The 17829-nt window shown below is 68.5% G+C and carries 12 protein-coding genes, 3 rRNA genes and 1 pseudogene; 2 read left to right on the plus strand and 14 right to left on the minus strand.

The window, feature by feature from the left end:
* Nucleotides 1–432: 432 nt before the first annotated feature.
* The 5 genes and pseudogenes from AB2U05_RS08100 to tyrS all read right to left on the minus strand — a co-directional run.
* Nucleotides 433–1023, minus strand: a pseudogene (locus tag AB2U05_RS08100) (hypothetical protein); the annotation flags it as partial.
* A 374-nt stretch (nucleotides 1024–1397) separates the two neighbouring features.
* Nucleotides 1398–1514: ribosomal RNA gene (gene rrf / locus AB2U05_RS08105) — 5S ribosomal RNA — on the minus strand.
* A 71-nt stretch (nucleotides 1515–1585) separates the two neighbouring features.
* A 23S ribosomal RNA gene (locus AB2U05_RS08110) occupies nucleotides 1586–4705 on the minus strand.
* Nucleotides 4706–4964: 259 nt separating this feature from the next.
* A 16S ribosomal RNA gene (locus AB2U05_RS08115) occupies nucleotides 4965–6488 on the minus strand.
* The 16S, 23S and 5S rRNA genes sit together here, the layout of an rRNA operon.
* Nucleotides 6489–7065: 577 nt before the next feature.
* Nucleotides 7066–8337 carry a tyrosine--tRNA ligase gene (gene tyrS / locus AB2U05_RS08120; RefSeq protein WP_369185927.1) on the minus strand — a complete coding sequence of 424 codons (1272 nt, stop codon included), beginning with the start codon at nucleotides 8335–8337 and terminating at the stop codon, nucleotides 7066–7068.
* Nucleotides 8338–8632: 295 nt separating this feature from the next.
* On the opposite strand from tyrS, the gene AB2U05_RS08125 reads away from it, so the two are divergent.
* On the plus strand, nucleotides 8633–9172 hold the full coding sequence (locus tag AB2U05_RS08125) for an HNH endonuclease (RefSeq protein WP_045708873.1): 540 nt from the start codon (nucleotides 8633–8635) through the stop codon (nucleotides 9170–9172).
* An 83-nt stretch (nucleotides 9173–9255) separates the two neighbouring features.
* Here AB2U05_RS08125 and AB2U05_RS08130 read toward each other — a convergent pair whose 3' ends face one another.
* The 7 genes from AB2U05_RS08130 to AB2U05_RS08160 all read right to left on the minus strand — a co-directional run bounded on the left by AB2U05_RS08130 (nucleotide 9256) and on the right by AB2U05_RS08160 (nucleotide 15127).
* Nucleotides 9256–11154, minus strand: a complete 1899-nt coding sequence (locus AB2U05_RS08130) for a PQQ-binding-like beta-propeller repeat protein (RefSeq protein ID WP_369182889.1) — start codon at nucleotides 11152–11154, stop codon at nucleotides 9256–9258.
* An 83-nt stretch (nucleotides 11155–11237) separates the two neighbouring features.
* On the minus strand, nucleotides 11238–11546 hold the full coding sequence (locus AB2U05_RS08135; protein ID WP_045699472.1) for a 4a-hydroxytetrahydrobiopterin dehydratase: 309 nt from the start codon (nucleotides 11544–11546) through the stop codon (nucleotides 11238–11240).
* Between the two features lie 32 nt (nucleotides 11547–11578).
* Nucleotides 11579–11758 (minus strand): DUF1272 domain-containing protein, encoded by a 180-nt coding sequence (locus tag AB2U05_RS08140; RefSeq protein WP_045699470.1) that lies wholly within the window; start codon nucleotides 11756–11758, stop codon nucleotides 11579–11581.
* 54 nt (nucleotides 11759–11812) lie between these two features.
* Entirely contained in the window at nucleotides 11813–12571 is a 759-nt protein-coding gene (locus tag AB2U05_RS08145; protein WP_045699467.1) for a sulfite exporter TauE/SafE family protein, read from the minus strand.
* 160 nt (nucleotides 12572–12731) lie between these two features.
* Entirely contained in the window at nucleotides 12732–13796 is a 1065-nt protein-coding gene (locus tag AB2U05_RS08150) for an SPFH domain-containing protein (protein ID WP_045699465.1), read from the minus strand.
* Between the two features lie 10 nt (nucleotides 13797–13806).
* Nucleotides 13807–14238, minus strand: coding sequence for an NfeD family protein (locus tag AB2U05_RS08155; protein WP_045699463.1), 432 nt, complete (start codon nucleotides 14236–14238; stop codon nucleotides 13807–13809).
* Nucleotides 14239–14335: 97 nt separating this feature from the next.
* Nucleotides 14336–15127, minus strand: coding sequence for an ABC transporter ATP-binding protein (locus AB2U05_RS08160; RefSeq protein ID WP_045699461.1), 792 nt, complete (start codon nucleotides 15125–15127; stop codon nucleotides 14336–14338).
* Nucleotides 15128–15276: 149 nt separating this feature from the next.
* Here AB2U05_RS08160 and AB2U05_RS08165 point away from each other — a divergent pair, with 149 nt between their 5' ends.
* Nucleotides 15277–16080 (plus strand): hypothetical protein, encoded by an 804-nt coding sequence (locus AB2U05_RS08165; RefSeq protein WP_369182890.1) that lies wholly within the window; start codon nucleotides 15277–15279, stop codon nucleotides 16078–16080.
* Here the strand turns inward: AB2U05_RS08165 and AB2U05_RS08170 are convergent.
* Nucleotides 16077–16739 carry a response regulator transcription factor gene (locus AB2U05_RS08170; protein WP_045699459.1) on the minus strand — a complete coding sequence of 221 codons (663 nt, stop codon included), beginning with the start codon at nucleotides 16737–16739 and terminating at the stop codon, nucleotides 16077–16079. The two genes, AB2U05_RS08165 and AB2U05_RS08170, sit on opposite strands and share 4 nt — an antisense overlap.
* Nucleotides 16732–17829: a GAF domain-containing sensor histidine kinase gene (locus tag AB2U05_RS08175; protein WP_244178879.1), complete on the minus strand. Its 1098-nt coding sequence runs from the start codon at nucleotides 17827–17829 to the stop codon at nucleotides 16732–16734. The genes AB2U05_RS08170 and AB2U05_RS08175 overlap by 8 nt, the downstream gene beginning before the upstream one ends.

Here is a 17829-nt window from a genome sequence, read left to right on the forward strand (position 1 = left end):
GTCACGGTTGAAGCCACCACCGGACGGACGGTCGTCGCGGCGGAAGCCGCCACCCTGGGGGCGGTCGTCACGGCGGAAGCCGCCACCCTGGCGGTCGTCACGGTCGCGGAACGGACGGTCGTCGCGACGCGGACGCTCGTCGCGGTCGTCGCGGCGGAAGCCGCCCTGCGGACGGTCGTCGCGACGGAAACCGCCACCGTGCGGACGGTCGTCACGGCGGAAGCCGCCACGGTCGTCACGGTCGCGGTTGAAGCCGCCACCCTGGGGGCGGTCGTCGCGACGCGGACGGTCATCGCGGTCGTCACGGCGGAAGCCGCCCTGCGGACGGTCGTCACGGCGGAAGCCACCGCCCTGCGGACGGTCGTCACGACGGAAGCCGCCACGGTCGTCACGGTCACGGTTGAAACCGCCACCGGACGGACGGTCGTCGCGACGGAAGCCACCGCGGTCGTCACGGTCACGGTTGAAGCCACCACCGGACGGACGGTCATCACGACGGAACCCGCCACCCTGCGGACGGTCATCGCGACGGAAACCCCCACCCTGCGGACGGTCGTCGCGACGGAAGCCGCCACGGTCGTCACGGTCGCGGTTGAAGCCGCCACCCTGGGGGCGGTCGTCGCGACGCGGACGGTCATCGCGGTCGTCACGGCGGAAGCCGCCCTGCGGACGGTCGTCACGGCGGAAGCCACCGCCCTGCGGACGGTCGTCACGGCGGAAGCCACCGCCCTGCGGACGGTCATCGCGACGGAAACCGCCACGGTCGTCACGGTCACGGTTGAAACCGCCACCGGACGGACGGTCGTCACGACGGAAGCCACCGCGGTCGTCACGGTCACGGTTGAAGCCACCACCGGACGGACGGTCATCACGACGGAACCCACCGCCCTGCGGACGGTCATCGCGACGGAAACCGCCACCCTGGGGGCGGTCGTCACGACGGTAGCCGCCGCCCTGGGGGCGGTCGTCACGGTCGCGGAACGGACGGTCGTCACGACGGCCGCCGCGGTCGTCACGGTCGCGGTTGTACCCGCCACCCTGCGGACGGTCGTCGCGACGGAAGCCACCCCGATCGTTGGACCAGCCCCCGCGGGACCGGGGCTCGTAGCCTCGGCCGCCGTCCGATCGGCGCTCGGGACGGTCCTGGGACTCGTTCGACATCGTGGTGACTCCTTCTGCTTCTTCAGCTCCACCGCACGTCGGGCAACTCGGCTGCCGTCGCACGGTATCGGCGCCGGCCCCCTGGCCACGCGCCTACTCCATTGTCCGGCATGCCCGAACCCTCCGCGCCTGGGGCGACGGTGGTTCCGGTCCTGCCGGCCTCGTTGTACACGTTCGCAAAACACAAAAAGCCGCGGCCCCAGCGAAATCGCTGGGGCCGCGGCTCTTGAATAATTGTTCGGCGGCGTCCTACTCTCCCACAGGGTCCCCCCTGCAGTACCATCGGCGCTGTGAGGCTTAGCTTCCGGGTTCGGAATGTAACCGGGCGTTTCCCTCACGCTATGACCACCGAAACACTATGAAACTGTCGACCCGCCGGCAAGGCGGTCGTTGTTTCAGAACAACACAGTGGACGCGAGCAACTGAGGACAAGCCCTCGGCCTATTAGTACCGGTCAACTCCACCCCTCACAGGGCTTCCATACCCGGCCTATCAACCCAGTCGTCTACTGGGAGCCTTACCCTCTCAAGGAGGTGGGAGTGCTCATCTCGAAGCAGGCTTCCCGCTTAGATGCTTTCAGCGGTTATCCCTCCCGAACGTAGCCAACCAGCCATGCCCTTGGCAGAACAACTGGCACACCAGAGGTTCGTCCGTCCCGGTCCTCTCGTACTAGGGACAGCCCTTCTCAACACTCCTACGCGCACAGCGGATAGGGACCGAACTGTCTCACGACGTTCTAAACCCAGCTCGCGTACCGCTTTAATGGGCGAACAGCCCAACCCTTGGGACCTACTCCAGCCCCAGGATGCGACGAGCCGACATCGAGGTGCCAAACCATCCCGTCGATATGGACTCTTGGGGAAGATCAGCCTGTTATCCCCGGGGTACCTTTTATCCGTTGAGCGACGGCGCTTCCACAAGCCACCGCCGGATCACTAGTCCCTACTTTCGTACCTGCTCGACCCGTCAGTCTCACAGTCAAGCTCCCTTGTGCACTTACACTCAACACCTGATTGCCAACCAGGCTGAGGGAACCTTTGGGCGCCTCCGTTACCCTTTAGGAGGCAACCGCCCCAGTTAAACTACCCACCAGACACTGTCCCTGATCCGGATCACGGACCCAGGTTAGACATCCAGCACGACCAGAGTGGTATTTCAACGACGACTCCCACCCAACTGGCGTTGGGCTTTCACAGTCTCCCACCTATCCTACACAAGCCGAACCGAACACCAATATCAAGCTATAGTAAAGGTCCCGGGGTCTTTCCGTCCTGCTGCGCGAAACGAGCATCTTTACTCGTAATGCAATTTCACCGGGCCTATGGTTGAGACAGTCGAGAAGTCGTTACGCCATTCGTGCAGGTCGGAACTTACCCGACAAGGAATTTCGCTACCTTAGGATGGTTATAGTTACCACCGCCGTTTACTGGCGCTTAAGTTCTCAGCTTCGCCTCGACGAATCAAAGCTAACCGGTCCCCTTAACGTTCCAGCACCGGGCAGGCGTCAGTCCGTATACATCGCCTTACGGCTTCGCACGGACCTGTGTTTTTAGTAAACAGTCGCTTCTCGCTGGTCTCTGCGGCCACCCCCAGCTCGGAGTGCAAGACTCGTCACCAGGAATGGCCCCCCTTCTCCCGAAGTTACGGGGGCATTTTGCCGAGTTCCTTAACCATAGTTCACCCGAACGCCTCGGTATTCTCTACCTGACCACCTGAGTCGGTTTGGGGTACGGGCCGCCATGAAACTCGCTAGAGGCTTTTCTCGACAGCATAGGATCATCCACTTCACCACAATCGGCTCGGCATCAGGTCTCAGCCTTAATGAGTGACGGATTTGCCTATCACTCGGCCTACACCCTTACCCCGGGACAACCACCGCCCGGGCTGGACTACCTTCCTGCGTCACCCCATCGCTCACCTACTACCCCGTTGGGTCACCGGCTCCACCACTTCCCTTTGCCCGAAGGCTCCGGGACGGCTTCACGGGCTTAGCATCAGAAGGTTCAGCGTTGGCGCTTCAAAGCGGGTACGGGAATATCAACCCGTTGTCCATCGACTACGCCTGTCGGCCTCGCCTTAGGTCCCGACTTACCCTGGGCAGATCAGCTTGACCCAGGAACCCTTGGTCAATCGGCGCAAGAGTTTCCCACTCTTGTATCGCTACTCATGCCTGCATTCTCACTCGTATACCGTCCACGACTGGTTTCCACCGCCGCTTCACCCGGCACACGACGCTCCCCTACCCATCACAGCAACGCGTTAGGCCTTCACGTTGCAATGACACGACTTCGGTGATGTGCTTGAGCCCCGCTACATTGTCGGCGCGGAATCACTTGACCAGTGAGCTATTACGCACTCTTTCAAGGGTGGCTGCTTCTAAGCCAACCTCCTGGTTGTCTCTGCGACTCCACATCCTTTCCCACTTAGCACACGCTTAGGGACCTTAGTCGGTGTTCTGGGCTGTTTCCCTCTCGACCATGGAGCTTATCCCCCACAGTCTCACTGCCACGCTCTCACTTACCGGCATTCGGAGTTTGGCTAAGGTCAGTAACCCGGTGAGGCCCATCGCCTATCCAGTGCTCTACCTCCGGCAAGAAACACGTGACGCTGCACCTAAATGCATTTCGGGGAGAACCAGCTATCACGGAGTTTGATTGGCCTTTCACCCCTAACCACAGGTCATCCCCCAGGTTTTCAACCCTGGTGGGTTCGGTCCTCCACACGGTCTTACCCGCGCTTCAACCTGCCCATGGCTAGATCACTCCGCTTCGGGTCTTGGGCATGCAACTCAGTCGCCCTATTCGGACTCGCTTTCGCTACGGCTACCCCACACGGGTTAACCTCGCTACACACCGCAAACTCGCAGGCTCATTCTTCAAAAGGCACGCAGTCACGGCCAGCCAGCAAGCTGACTGACGACGCTCCCACGGCTTGTAGGCACACGGTTTCAGGTACTATTTCACTCCGCTCCCGCGGTACTTTTCACCATTCCCTCACGGTACTATCCGCTATCGGTCACTAGGGAATATTTAGGCTTAGCGGGTGGTCCCGCCAGATTCACACGGGATTTCTCGGGCCCCGTGCTACTTGGGAGATGAGCAAGCAAGCCGTACAGATTTCGTCTACGGGGGTCTTACCCTCTACGCCGGACCTTTCGCATGTCCTTCGACTACCCATACGGTTTCTGACTCGCCGACCGGCCGGCAGACCGATCAAGCTCATTCCCACGACCCCCTATGGCAACCCCTGCCGGGTCTCACACCAAACGGTTTAGCCTCATCCAGTTTCGCTCGCCACTACTCCCGGAATCACGGTTGTTTTCTCTTCCTGCGGGTACTGAGATGTTTCACTTCCCCGCGTTCCCTCCACACTGCCTATGTGTTCAGCAGCGGGTGACAGCCCATGACGACTGCCGGGTTTCCCCATTCGGACACCCCCGGATCAAAGCTCGGTTGACAGCTCCCCGGGGCCTATCGCGGCCTCCCACGTCCTTCATCGGTTCCTAGTGCCAAGGCATCCACCGTGCGCCCTTAAAAACTTGGCCACAGATGCTCGCGTCCACTGTGCAGTTCTCAAACAACGACCAGTCACCCACCTCAACAAGCATGGGACCGGCAACCACTGAGACAACGTTTCCGTTCCCTCAGGACCCAACAACGTGCCCGACACAGTCAATCCCCGACCACGTTCCACGCCCGAAGGCAGTACTAACGATCCGATCTCTTCCTGTGCCGAATAGTCAACGTTCCACCCATGAGCGAGCACTCCGGGACATTCGCCCGAAGCTGCTATGTGCTCCTTAGAAAGGAGGTGATCCAGCCGCACCTTCCGGTACGGCTACCTTGTTACGACTTCGTCCCAATCGCTGGTCCCACCTTCGACGGCTCCTCCCCTTACGGGTTAGGCCACCGGCTTCGGGTGTTACCGACTTTCGTGACGTGACGGGCGGTGTGTACAAGGCCCGGGAACGTATTCACCGCAGCATGCTGATCTGCGATTACTAGCAACTCCAACTTCATGGGGTCGAGTTGCAGACCCCAATCCGAACTGAGGCCGGCTTTTTGGGATTCGCTCCGCCTCACGGCATCGCAGCCCTTTGTACCGACCATTGTAGCACGTGTGCAGCCCAAGACATAAGGGGCATGATGATTTGACGTCGTCCCCACCTTCCTCCGAGTTGACCCCGGCAGTCTCCTGTGAGTCCCCATCACCCCGAAAGGCATGCTGGCAACACAGAACAAGGGTTGCGCTCGTTGCGGGACTTAACCCAACATCTCACGACACGAGCTGACGACAACCATGCACCACCTGTATACCGACCACAAGGGGGCACCCATCTCTGGATGTTTCCGGCATATGTCAAGCCTTGGTAAGGTTCTTCGCGTTGCGTCGAATTAAGCCACATGCTCCGCTGCTTGTGCGGGCCCCCGTCAATTCCTTTGAGTTTTAGCCTTGCGGCCGTACTCCCCAGGCGGGGAACTTAATGCGTTAGCTGCGGCACCGACGACGTGGAATGTCGCCAACACCTAGTTCCCAACGTTTACGGCGTGGACTACCAGGGTATCTAATCCTGTTCGCTCCCCACGCTTTCGCTCCTCAGCGTCAGTAATGGCCCAGAGATCCGCCTTCGCCACCGGTGTTCCTCCTGATATCTGCGCATTTCACCGCTACACCAGGAATTCCGATCTCCCCTACCACACTCCAGCCTGCCCGTATCGAATGCAGACCCGGGGTTAAGCCCCGGGCTTTCACATCCGACGCGACAGGCCGCCTACGAGCTCTTTACGCCCAATAATTCCGGACAACGCTCGCACCCTACGTATTACCGCGGCTGCTGGCACGTAGTTAGCCGGTGCTTCTTCTGCAGGTACCGTCACTTGCGCTTCTTCCCTGCTGAAAGAGGTTTACAACCCGAAGGCCGTCATCCCTCACGCGGCGTCGCTGCATCAGGCTTTCGCCCATTGTGCAATATTCCCCACTGCTGCCTCCCGTAGGAGTCTGGGCCGTGTCTCAGTCCCAGTGTGGCCGGTCGCCCTCTCAGGCCGGCTACCCGTCGTCGCCTTGGTGGGCCGTTACCCCACCAACAAGCTGATAGGCCGCGGGCTCATCCTGCACCGCCGGAGCTTTACACCCAGGAGCATGCACTCCCAGGTCATATCCGGTATTAGACCCCGTTTCCAGGGCTTGTCCCAGAGTGCAGGGCAGATTGCCCACGTGTTACTCACCCGTTCGCCACTGATCCACCCCGAAGGGCTTCACCGTTCGACTTGCATGTGTTAAGCACGCCGCCAGCGTTCGTCCTGAGCCAGGATCAAACTCTCCGTGAATGTTTACCGGTAATCCGGTCCACACCCGCGTTGAGCGGCACGGCAACCACCGGAATAGGGCGGCCCCGCGCACTGCGTCCTCGCTAGTGTTTATTTCAAAAGGAATCTCCAACCCCAGGAAACCTGAGGCCGGGGATGTCAACATATCTGGCGTTGACTTTTGGCACGCTGTTGAGTTCTCAAGGAACGGACGCTTCCTTCGAGCCGCCTTCCAGCGGGCCCTCCGGGCTTCGTTCTTTCGTGTTTCCAGCTTATCAGATGTTTTCCGCTCCGTTTTCCGGAGTTTCATTCATCCGATTTCCCGAACTGGTCGGGGTCGCTTTCTGCGACGTCCTCCACATTAGCGCATTTCGGTTGTCACCCGAAATTCACGCTCACCCCGGTTGACGGAAACGCCAACGAACCCAACCGAATGGGCGTTCAGGAGTGAGAGATGGGTCTTGCTGAGTGGATGGCCGCTCCAGCGACTCGTTCAACACTAGGCCACCTGGAGGACATCGTCAAACGTCGAGGGCGGGATCCGGCTGGATCCCGCCCTCGGTGGTCGAAACCGCAGCTCAGCGGCATCGGGTTTCGGTCACGCCGACGCCGGCACCAGCTCCGCCGCCGCCAGGTTCCGCTTGCCGCGGCGCAGCACGAGCCAGCGGCCGTGCAGCAGGTCGGCCTCGGTGGGCACGGCCTCCTCGTCCGTCACCTTGACGTTGTTGAGGTAGGCGCCGCCCTCCTTGATCGTGCGGCGGGCGGCCGAGCGGCTCGGCGCCAGGCCGACCGCGACCAACAGGTCGACCACCGGCTGGAGTTCGGTCACCTCGGCCTTGGGCACCTCGGCGAGGGCGGCGGCGAGGGTCGGGGCCTCCAGGTCGGCGAGGTCGCCCTGGCCGAACAGCGCCTTGGAGGCGGCGACCGCGCGCTCGTACTGCTCCGCGCCGTGGACGAGCGTGGTCAGCTCCTCCGCGAGGGCGCGCTGGGCGAGGCGGGCGGCGGGGCGCTCGGTGGTCTCGCGCTCCAGCTCCTCGATCTCCTCCTTCGAGCGGAAGCTGAAGATCCGCAGGAAGTTGGAGACGTCCCGGTCGTCCGCGTTCAGCCAGAACTGGTAGAAGGCGTACGGGGTGGTCAGCTCGGGGTCGAGCCAGACGGTGCCGGACTCGGTCTTGCCGAACTTGGTGCCGTCCGCCTTGACGATCAGCGGCGTGGCCAGCGCGTGCACGGACTTGCCCTCGGCCTTGCGGATCAGGTCGCTGCCGGCGGTGAGGTTGCCCCACTGGTCGCTGCCACCGGTCTGCAGGGTGCAGCCGTAGCGGCGGTTCAGCTCCAGGAAGTCCATGCCCTGGAGGATCTGGTAGCTGAACTCGGTGTAGCTGATGCCCGCGTCGGAGTTGAGCCGCCGGGCGACGGCCTCCTTGGCGATCATGTTGTTGACGCGGAAGTACTTGCCGACGTCGCGCAGCAGGCTGATGGCGGACATCCCGGAGGTCCAGTCCAGGTTGTTGACCATGCGCGCCGCGTACGGCCCCTCGAAGTCGAGGAAGCGCGAGATCTGGCCGCGCAGGCGCTCGACCCAGCCGGCCACCGTCTCGGGGTCGTTGAGGACGCGCTCGGCGGTGGGCTTCGGGTCGCCGATCAGGCCGGTGGCGCCGCCGACCAGGCCGAGCGGGAGGTTCCCCGCCTGCTGGATGCGACGCATGGTGAGGATCTGCACCAGGTTGCCGAGGTGCAGGCTGGGCGCCGTGGGGTCGAAGCCGCAATAGAACGTGACCGGGCCGTCCGCGAACGCCTTGCGCAGTGCGTCCTCGTCGGTGGACAGGGCGATCAGCCCACGCCACCGCAGCTCGTCGACGATGTCCGTCACGGTCACGCTTCTCCTTCGATCGGGCGTCCGCCCGGCTCGGCCCCGATTCGGTGAGGGGCCCCGGGTCGGTACGACTCCAGCCTGGTAGAGCCTACGCGGTTCCCGCCAGGGAGTTTTCGCCGAGGCACCCGGCCGGGGCCGCCCGGATACTCCCCCGGGTTCCTCCCCGACACCGGAAATTCCGTTGTTCGTCGGCTGTGTGCCCATTCAGAGTGGTTCCGCCGCCGCGCGGCGGCAGTGACGTGTGTGGAGACGGTCGTGCTGCCGTGGCACGCCCGTGGGAAGGGTGTGCCGAGTGCGCAACACGCTGGTTCTGAACGCGAGCTACGAGCCCCTGACGACGGTGTCGCTCCAGCGCGCCGTCGTCCTGGTGCTCCAGGACAAGGCGGTGGTGGAGCAGGCGCACCCGCTGCGCTCGATCAGGGGGACGGGCGTGACCGTCCCGGTGCCCCGGGTGATCAGACTGCAGCGGTACGTCCGGGTGCCGTTCCGACAACAGGCCCCGTGGTCGAGGCGGGGTGTCCTGGCCCGGGACCAGCACCTGTGCGCGTACTGCGGGCGGCGGGGCACCACGGTGGACCACCTGCAGCCCAAGTCGCGTGGTGGTGAGGACAGTTGGATGAACACCGTGGCCGCGTGCGCGGAGGACAACCAGCGCAAGGCCGACCGGACGCCCGAGCAGGCCGGGATGCGGCTGCTGCGCCGGCCGTTCGTGCCGACGCCGCAGGCGACCCTGATGCTGGCGCTCGGCCTGCGCGGCTCGGAGGCCCGGGAGCTGGCCGACTGGCTGCCCGCGATCCCGGGGCAGCCCGCGCAGGCGGTCCCGGCGGCCTGAGCCCACGGTCACGGTCACGGTCACGGGCGCGACCACGGTCACGGGCTCCGGCCCGGTCACCGGAGTCCCGGTACCCGCCGGGCTCAGCCCTTCGCCTGGTAGCCCGCCGCCGTCCCGAAGGTGCCCGAGTGCTCGGGCACCACGACCACCTGCCCGCCGCCGATCAGCACCCGCCCGGACACCAGCAGCGAGCCCGTACCGGGCGGGAAGTTCCCGCCGGTCGCCTCCTGGCCCCCGGCCACCGGGAACCGGCTGAGGCGGGCGGGCTGGTCGCGGCGCTCGTCGGCGGCGAGCACCAGCGCGCCGCCGTCGAGCCCGACCAGCCGGACGGCGCCCTTGGCGGACGACTGCGCCTTCCAGCGCTGCTTGCCGGTGTCGAGGTCGTAGCCGGCCACGGTGACCGGGCCGCCGCCGCTGCCGCTCGTCGGCACGATCGAGGCGATCATCGTGCGGTCCTGGAAGTAGACCTCCGGAGTGGCCGAAAACGTGCCGTGGGCGACGTCCAGCCGGCCGCCGTCCGCGACCACCGGGATCTCGGCGGCCGGGTCGCCGGCGGCGCCCCAGGCGAACACCCGGTCGTCCTCGGGCTTCCCGCCGGTGGTGAGGACGACGGCGGGCTCGGCGGAGAGCACCGTGACGGTCTTCGGCTGGTTGTTCAGGCCCCGCCACCAACTCACCTTGCCGTCCGCGGCGTTCAGCGCGACGGCCTGGTCGGCGGGGGTCGAGTCGGCGCAGGAGGAGGCGACCAGCACGGTCTTGCCGGTGACGCCGCCGGAGAGCGTGCAGAACTTGCCCTGCCCGGTGTACTGCCAGACGTCCTTGCCGTCCGCGGCCGCCCAGGCGATCGCCCGGTCGTCGCCGACCGCGACCACCTGGTCCTCGGTCACGCCGATCCGCGCGGTGTACGCGCCCTTGGCGTCCGAGACGGTCTTCGTCCACGCGGTCTTGCCGGTCTTGGTGTCCACGGCCGCGACCAGCGTGCAGGGCGTCTTCGGATCGGCCTGGGCCCGGAACAGCGCCGCGCCCAGCCCGGCCCGGTTCACGGTCGCGGACAGCCCGCACGGGACGGCTCCGGCGGCCGGCGGCTCGACCGTCCAGGTCGGCTTGCCGCCCGTACGGTCGTAGGCGTGCACGCCGGCGGCGTCGGCCCGGACCACCGCGTCACCCAGCAGCCAGCTGCCGACCAGGGTGTCGTCCGCCCCCGGCTGCGCCGCCGCCGCGGGCTGGGCGGCCCACGCCCGGGTGTGCGCGACGGCGAAGCCCGGCTCGCCGCCGCTGTCCGCGGCGGCCTTGTCACCGCTCTCGGCGCCGACCGTCAGCCCGGCCGCGACCAGCACCGCCAGCGCCGCGACCCCGGCCCCCGTGCGCACCAGCAGCGCCCGGCGGCTCGGCACGTGCTCCCCGGTCAGGACGGCGCCGGCGGCCGCCTTGGCCCGGTCCGTCAGCGACGAGGACGAGCCGGACCGGCCGCCGCCAGCGCCCCCACCACGCCGCGAAGACCGGGTGGACCCGGCCGACCGGGCGGGCTCGTCGGCTATGGCGGGCTCGGCGGGCGGCTCCTCCTCCACGGGCTCCGGCTGCGGCTCCTCGGCGAGCTGGACGTAGCCGTCCGCCGAGTACTCCGCACCCTCCGGCGCGTACAGCCCGTCCGGCGCGGCGGGCTGCTGCCCGTGGTCCGGGTACTGCTGATAGGGCTGGTACTGCGGGTCCTGCTGGTACTGCGGGTACTGCTGATAGGGATCCTGCTGGTAGCCGCCCTCGACGTACCCGGTCCGGCCGTAGCCGGCCTGCCCGTAGTCGCCCTGCGGCTCGTAGTGATCGCCGCCCTGCGGCGCGTAGTGGCCGCCGCCCTGCCACTCCTGCTGGGCCTGCGGGTTCCAGGCCTGCTGCTGGTGGGCACCGCCCTGCCAGTCCTGCTGCTGCGCCTGCGGGTACCAGGGCTGCTGCCCGGCGTGGGCGTCTCCGAAGGGCTCCTGCGCCATCCGTTCCGTCCCTCCGAGCCGCCCTGCCTGCCGATGCGGCAGTCAGCATCTCACGGCGGTCCGGAGGAGGAACCTCCGCCTGCTCAGGCGTCCGCCGACTCCGCGCGCAGGGCCTCGTCGATGCGGGCGGCGAGGGTGAGGTCCAGACCGGTGAGCCCGCCGGCGCTGTGGGTGGAGAGGACGAAGCGCAGGCTGCGCCAGCGGATGTCGATGTCCGGGTGGTGGTCGAGCGCCTCGGCCTGCTCGGCGACGGCGACGACGGCCCGGATCGCGGCCGGGAAGTCGGGGGCGACGGCGGAGCGGACGATGCTGTCGCCCTCCCGGGTCCAGCGCGGCAGGCCCGCCAGGGCCGCCGTGATCTCGTCCTCGCTCAGCCGTGCCCTGCTGCTCATCGAAGCGCTCCCGTTCGGGGTCGTGGTGCGGGTCAGGCGACCTTCCGGCGCGGACGGACCACGAGCTCGCCGCCGCAGTTGGGGCAGGCGGAGGCCATCGCCGCGGTGCAGTCCGGGCAGAAGGTGCACTCGAAGGAACATATCGAGGCGGGGCCGTCCGCCGTCAGCGACACCGCGCACCGCTCGCACGACTCGCGCATCTCCAGGGCCATCTCACATTCCTCCGAATTCCGTACGATCACAATGAAGTTCAGCTACCGGAGCGGTCAGCTCAGCAGCAGCTTGGTGACGGCGACCAGCCCGACCACCACGATCACCGCGCGCAGCGCGACCGGCGGCAGTCGGCGGCCGACCTTGGCGCCGAGCGCGCCGCCGACCAGCGAGCCGACCGCGATCAGCCCGGCGGCCGTCCAGTTCACCGTCGAGGTGAACAGGAAGAACAGGGCGGCGACGGCGTTGACGATCAGCGCCAGCGCGTTCTTCACCGCGTTGATCCGCTGCAGGTCCTCCTGCAGCAGCATGCCCATCAGCGCCAGCAGCAGCACGCCCTGCGCGGCGCCGAAGTAGCCGCCGTAGATGCCGGTCAGGAAGACACCGGCGAGCAGCACCGGGCTGCCGTCCGGGTCGCCGCCGGGGCGCCGCCGGGCGGCGACGGCCCTGGCGACCCGGGGCTGGACCACCACCAGGACCAGGGCGAGCAGGATCAGCGCCGGGACGATCGCGTCGAAGGCGCCCTTCGGCAGCTTGATCAGCAGCAGCGCGCCGACCAGCCCGCCGAGCAGCGAGGCGGTGCCCAGGCGCAGCAGCCGGCGGCCCTGGTCGGCCAGTTCGCGCCGGTAGCCGATCACGCCGCTGAGCGAACCGGGCACCAGGCCGAAGGAGTTGGAGACGTTGGCGGTGACCGGCGGGATGCCGACGGCGAGCAGCACCGGGAAGGTGATCAGCGTGCCGGAGCCGACGATGACGTTGATCATCCCGGCGCCCACGCCGGCCACCAGGACGGCGATCGCCTCCCAGAGCGTCACGGGTCACCTCTTCTCGTGGTCCTGCCCGACGTGATCATGCCGGACGGCCCGCTCCCCCGACCAGACCCGCCCGCCATTCGGGACGCACGCCACAGTGGCGGGGAACGCCGAGGGCCCGCCACCGTACGGCAGCGGGCCCTCTCCGGAGTTCGCGGTCCGATCACTCCGGGTCGATCTTGCGGTACTCCCGCGCCGGGTCGACCCGCGGCCGGGCGGCGCCCTTCTCGGTGTCCACCGGGCGCGGCCCGGAGGCCGGGTCGATCGGCACCTGGGTGGCCGCCGGCGCCGCCGCCGGAACGCTGGGCGCCGCGACCGCGCCGCCGTTCATGCCGCCGCCGTTGCCGTGGCCGTTGCCGGTCAGCCCGTTGAAGGCGCCGCCGAGGCCCTTGAGCGCGTCGCCGACCTCGCTGGGGATGATCCACAGCTTGTTGGCGTCGCCCTTGGCCAGCTCGGGCAGGGTCTGCAGGTACTGGTAGGCGAGCAGCTTCTGGTCGGCGTCGCCGTCGTGGATGGCCTCGAAGACCGTCCGGATCGCGGCCGCCTCACCGTCCGCGCGCAGCACCGCCGCCTGGGCCTCGCCCTCGGCCTTGAGCACCTCGGCCTGCTTCTCGCCCTCGGCCTTGAGGATCTGCGCCTGGCGCTGGCCCTCGGCGGTGAGGATCGCGGCGCGCTTGTCCCGGTCGGCACGCATCTGCTTCTCCATCGAGTCCTGGATGGAGGTCGGCGGCTCGATCGCCTTCAGCTCGACCCGGTTGACCCGGATGCCCCACTTGCCGGTGGCCTCGTCCAGCACGCCGCGCAGGCCGGCGTTGATGACCTCGCGGGAGGTCAGGGTGGACTCCAGGTCCATCGAGCCGATGATGTTGCGCAGGGTGGTGACGGTCAGCTGCTCGATCGCCTGGATGTAGCTGGCGACCTCGTAGGTGGCCGCCCGCGGGTCGGTCACCTGGTAGTAGATGACGGTGTCGATGTTGACGACCAGGTTGTCCTGGGTGATCACCGGCTGCGGCGGGAACGGCACGACCTGCTCGCGCAGGTCGATCCGGTTGCGGACCCGGTCGATGAACGGGACGACGATGTTCAGCCCTGCGTTGAGCGTCCGGGTGTAGCGGCCGAAGCGCTCCACGATCGCGGCGCTGGCCTGCGGGATGACCTGGATCGTCTTGATCAGCGCGATGAAGGCCACCACGACCAGGACGACCAAAACGATAAGGACGGGTTCCACGGACTCTCCCCTAGACGACCAGGGCGGTCGCGCCCTGGATTTCGACGACGTCGACCTGCTGCCCCGGCTGGTAGACCTGGCCCGGGTGGAGCGCGCGGGCCGACCAGATCTCGCCGTTCAGCTTGATCCGGCCGCCCTCCCCGTCGACGGTTTCCGCGACGACCGCGGTGGCACCCTTCAGCGCCTCGATGCCCATCTTGATCTGCGGGCCCGTCCGCAGTTGCCGACGGGCGATCGGGCCGACGAAGGCCACCAGGCCGACCGAGACCACCAGGAAGGTCACGGCCTGCGGAACCACGCCCGCGCCGAGCCCGGCCACGACGGCGGCGGCCACCGCACCGAGGGCGAACAGCGCGAACTCCGGCACCGCGGTGAGCACCAGCGGTATGCCGAGGGCCGCGGCGGCCAGGAGCCACCAGATCCAGCTGTCCACACCGACCATCCTAGGGAGCGAGGGGTCTTCGGGGGACGGTTCCCGCAGGTCCAGGGGCGGAAACCGGTCGCAGGTGCGACCGGTTCCCATCACCCCCGCGAAGGGGCTAACCCAGCGGCAGGCCCTGCGCCGACCAGCGGTCGCCGTGGCGCTCCAGGGTGAGCGGCAGGCCGAAGCACTTGGAGAGGTTGCGGGCGGTCAGCTCGGTGTCGATCGGGCCGGCGGTGAGCACCTTGCCCTGACGGATCATCAGGACGTGGGTGAAGCCCGGGGCGATCTCCTCGACGTGGTGGGTGACCATCGCCATGGACGGGGCGAACTCGTCCTGGGCGAGCGCGCCGAGCCGGCGGACCAGGTCCTCGCGGCCGCCGAGGTCCAGGCCGGCGGCGGGCTCGTCGAGCAGCAGCAGCTCGGGGTCGGTCATCAGGGCGCGGGCGATCAGGGTGCGCTTGCGCTCGCCCTCGGAGAGGGTGCCGAACTTGCGGGCGGTGAGGCCGGCCATGCCCATCCGGTCGAGCAGCGCGAGGGCGCGGCCCTCGTCGGACTGGTCGTAGGTCTCCTGCCAGCTGACCGTCATGCCGTAGGCGGCGGTGAGCACGGTCTGCAGCACGGTCTGCTCGGCCGGCAGCTTGTCGAACATCGAGGCGCCGGCCAGGCCGATCCGGGAGCGCAGCTCGAAGACGTCGACCTCGCCCAGCTTCTCGCCGAGCACCGAGACCTTGCCCGAGGTCGGGAACAGGTACGAGGAGGCGATCTGCAGCAGGGTGGTCTTGCCGGCGCCGTTCGGGCCCAGGATGACCCAGCGCTCACCCTCGGAGATGGACCACGAGACCTGGTCGACCAGCGCGCGCCCCTCCCGGACCACGGATACGTCCACCAGCTCCAGCACGTCGCTCATGCCCACGCCTTCCCCAAAACAGAATTCTCGGCCGTCGATGCGGGCGGCGTTCCCGGCCCCGGCAGCCGGTGGGCACGGGGTCGGTGCGCCGCACGCGCATGGGCAAACCTACGCCACCCGGATGACCGCCGATTCCGTAGGCTGGCCGGATGCTCGCCTCTCCTGCCGACAATCCGTACGAAGAGCCCCGTTCGGGGCGGCTGACCGCCTGGGGCAACGCCCTGCTCGCCGGGCTGGTGCCGCCGGACGACGCCGCCGCCGCGGTCCAGGGCGCCGACGAGAGCCACCGGGTGACCGGCCTGCCCGGGGACGGGCCGGCGGACCGGCACGGCCTCACCTGGGCGCTGGGGCGCCTGCGGGTGCTCGGCGCGAAGGGCCTGCGGCTGGCGCTGCCGTCCGCCGGCCACCCGCTGGGGCTGACCGGCCCGGCGGCGTTCAACGAGCTGGCGATGGGCGCGGGCGAGGCGGTGCTCGCGGTGGGCGTGCCGCTCGGGCTGGTGCCGGAGGTCACCGTGTACGGCCCGGAGGGGGACCGCTCGGCCACCGTGCTGTGGCGCTGCGCCGAGGTCGGCGACACCCCGCCGGCCGACGTCCCCTCGCTGCACGAGGCCGAGCGGGAGCTGGCGGACGGGCTGCGCGAGGCGACGCTGCTGCTGACCCGGCTGGACGTGGCCGGCGCCGGGCCCGGGGCGCTGCGCGCCCTGGAGGCGTACCGCCGGCGCGGGCACGCCGAGCTGCTGGCGCCCGGTTACCCGCCGCGCGCGGTGCGGGTGCTGGAGTCGGCGCGGCAGGTGTCGGCGCTGCTGGCGATCGCCGCGGACGGGCACGGCGCGGCGGTGAGCGCCTCCGAGATGGCGGCCCGGCAGTCGGTGCTGGCGCCGCTGCGGCGCACCGCCCGGCGGGCGCAGGTGGCGGCGTACAACGCGCTGGTGGACGAGCGCGAGGCCCGCTAGGCGCTGCCGGGGCCGGCCTCGCCGTTGCGGACGGCCCAGAGCGCGGCCTGGGTGCGGTCGGCGAGGTCCAGCTTCATCAGGATGTTCGACACGTGGGTCTTCACCGTCTTCTCGGACAGGTGCAGGCTGCGGGCGATCTCCCGGTTGGAGCGGCCGTCCGCGATGTGGCCGAGCACCTCGCGCTCGCGCTCGGTGAGGGTGCCGCCGCGGCCCTGCGGGGCGCGCGGGCCCTCGTCGGAGAGCAGCGCCTCGGCCAGTTCGGGCTGGAGCAGCACGTGGCCGGCGTGCACCGAACGGATCGCGCCGGCCAGTGCCTCCGGGTCGACGTCCTTGTAGACGTACCCGGCGGCGCCGGCCCGCAGCGCGGGGACCATGGTGCGGTGCTCGGTGAAGCTGGTGACGATCAGGATGCGGGCGCGGCTGCCCTCGTCCTTGAGGGTGCGCAGCGCCTCGATGCCGTCCACGCCGGGCATCTTGAGGTCCATCAGGACGACGTCGGGGTCGAGTTCGCGGGCCCGGTCGACGCCCTCGGCGCCGTCGGCGGCCTCGCCGACGACCTCGATGTCGTCCTGGACCTCCAGGAAGGTGCGCAGTCCGCGCCGGACCACCTGGTGGTCGTCGACCAGCAGGACGCGGATCGACGGCGTGCTGTCAGGCACCGGGGACCTCCATCTCGACGAGCGTCCCCCGGCCGGGGGCGGATTCCAGGGTGAGGGTGCCGCCCACGGCGGCGGCGCGGTCGCGCATCGAGGCCAGGCCGAGGTGGCGGCCGGCCCGGCGGACGGTGTCGGGGTCGAAGCCCCGGCCGTCGTCGCGCACCCGCAGGACGGCGCCGCGCGCGGCCGTCCCGGCCAGGGTGACGGTGACCCGGCGGGCGCCGGAGTGGCGCAGCGCGTTGTGCAGCGCCTCCTGGGCGACGCGCAGCAGCGCGGCCTCCTGGGCGGGCGGCAGGGCGCGCACGCCGTCCGCGGCGTAGGCGAGGTCGGCGGTGTGGGCGCGGTCGAGGAGCTGCACCTGGGAGGCGAGGGTGGCGCTGAGCCCGTCCTCCTCCAGGGCGGCGGGGCGCAGTTCGACGACGACGGCGCGCAGTTCGTCGGCGGCCTCGGCGGCGAGCCGGGCGACTTCGGCGAGTTCGGCGCGGGCCCGGGCCGGGTCGCGGTCGACGAGCTTGGCGGCGGCCTTGGCGGTGAGGCGCAGCGAGAAGAGCTTCTGCGAGACGGCGTCGTGCAGGTCGTGGGCGATCCGGGCGCGTTCGCCGGCCAGGGTGAGTTCGCGGCTGCGCTCGTAGAGGCTGGCGTTGGTGAGGGCGAGGGCGGCGTGCGCGGCGAGGATGCGCAGCAGTTCCTCGTCGTGGTCGGTGAACAGGCCGCCGCCGCGCTTGTTGGCGAGGAAGATGACGCCGATGACGGGGGGTTCGTCCTCGGCGGCGTCGGTGTCGAGGATCGGCATCCCGAGGAAGGCGTCCATCTCGGGGTGGGCCTCGGGCCAGCCGCCGAAGGCGGGGGCCCGGCGGACGTCGGCGAGCCGGGTGGGGACGGTCTCGTGGAGCATCTTGGCGAGCACGCCGTGCTGGCGGGGCAGCGGGCCGATCGCCCGCCACTGCTCGTCGGTGATGCCGTCGACGACGAACTGGGCGAAGCCGCCGTGGTCGTCGGGCACGCCGAGGGCGGCGTACTCGGCGTCGAGCAGTTCGCGGGCGGAGGCGGTGATGCGGCGCAGCACCTCGCGGACCTCCAGGTGGCGGCTCAT

Source organism: Streptomyces sp. Y1 (assembly GCF_041053115.1).
Lineage (GTDB): Bacteria > Actinomycetota > Actinomycetes > Streptomycetales > Streptomycetaceae > Kitasatospora > Kitasatospora rubellomurina.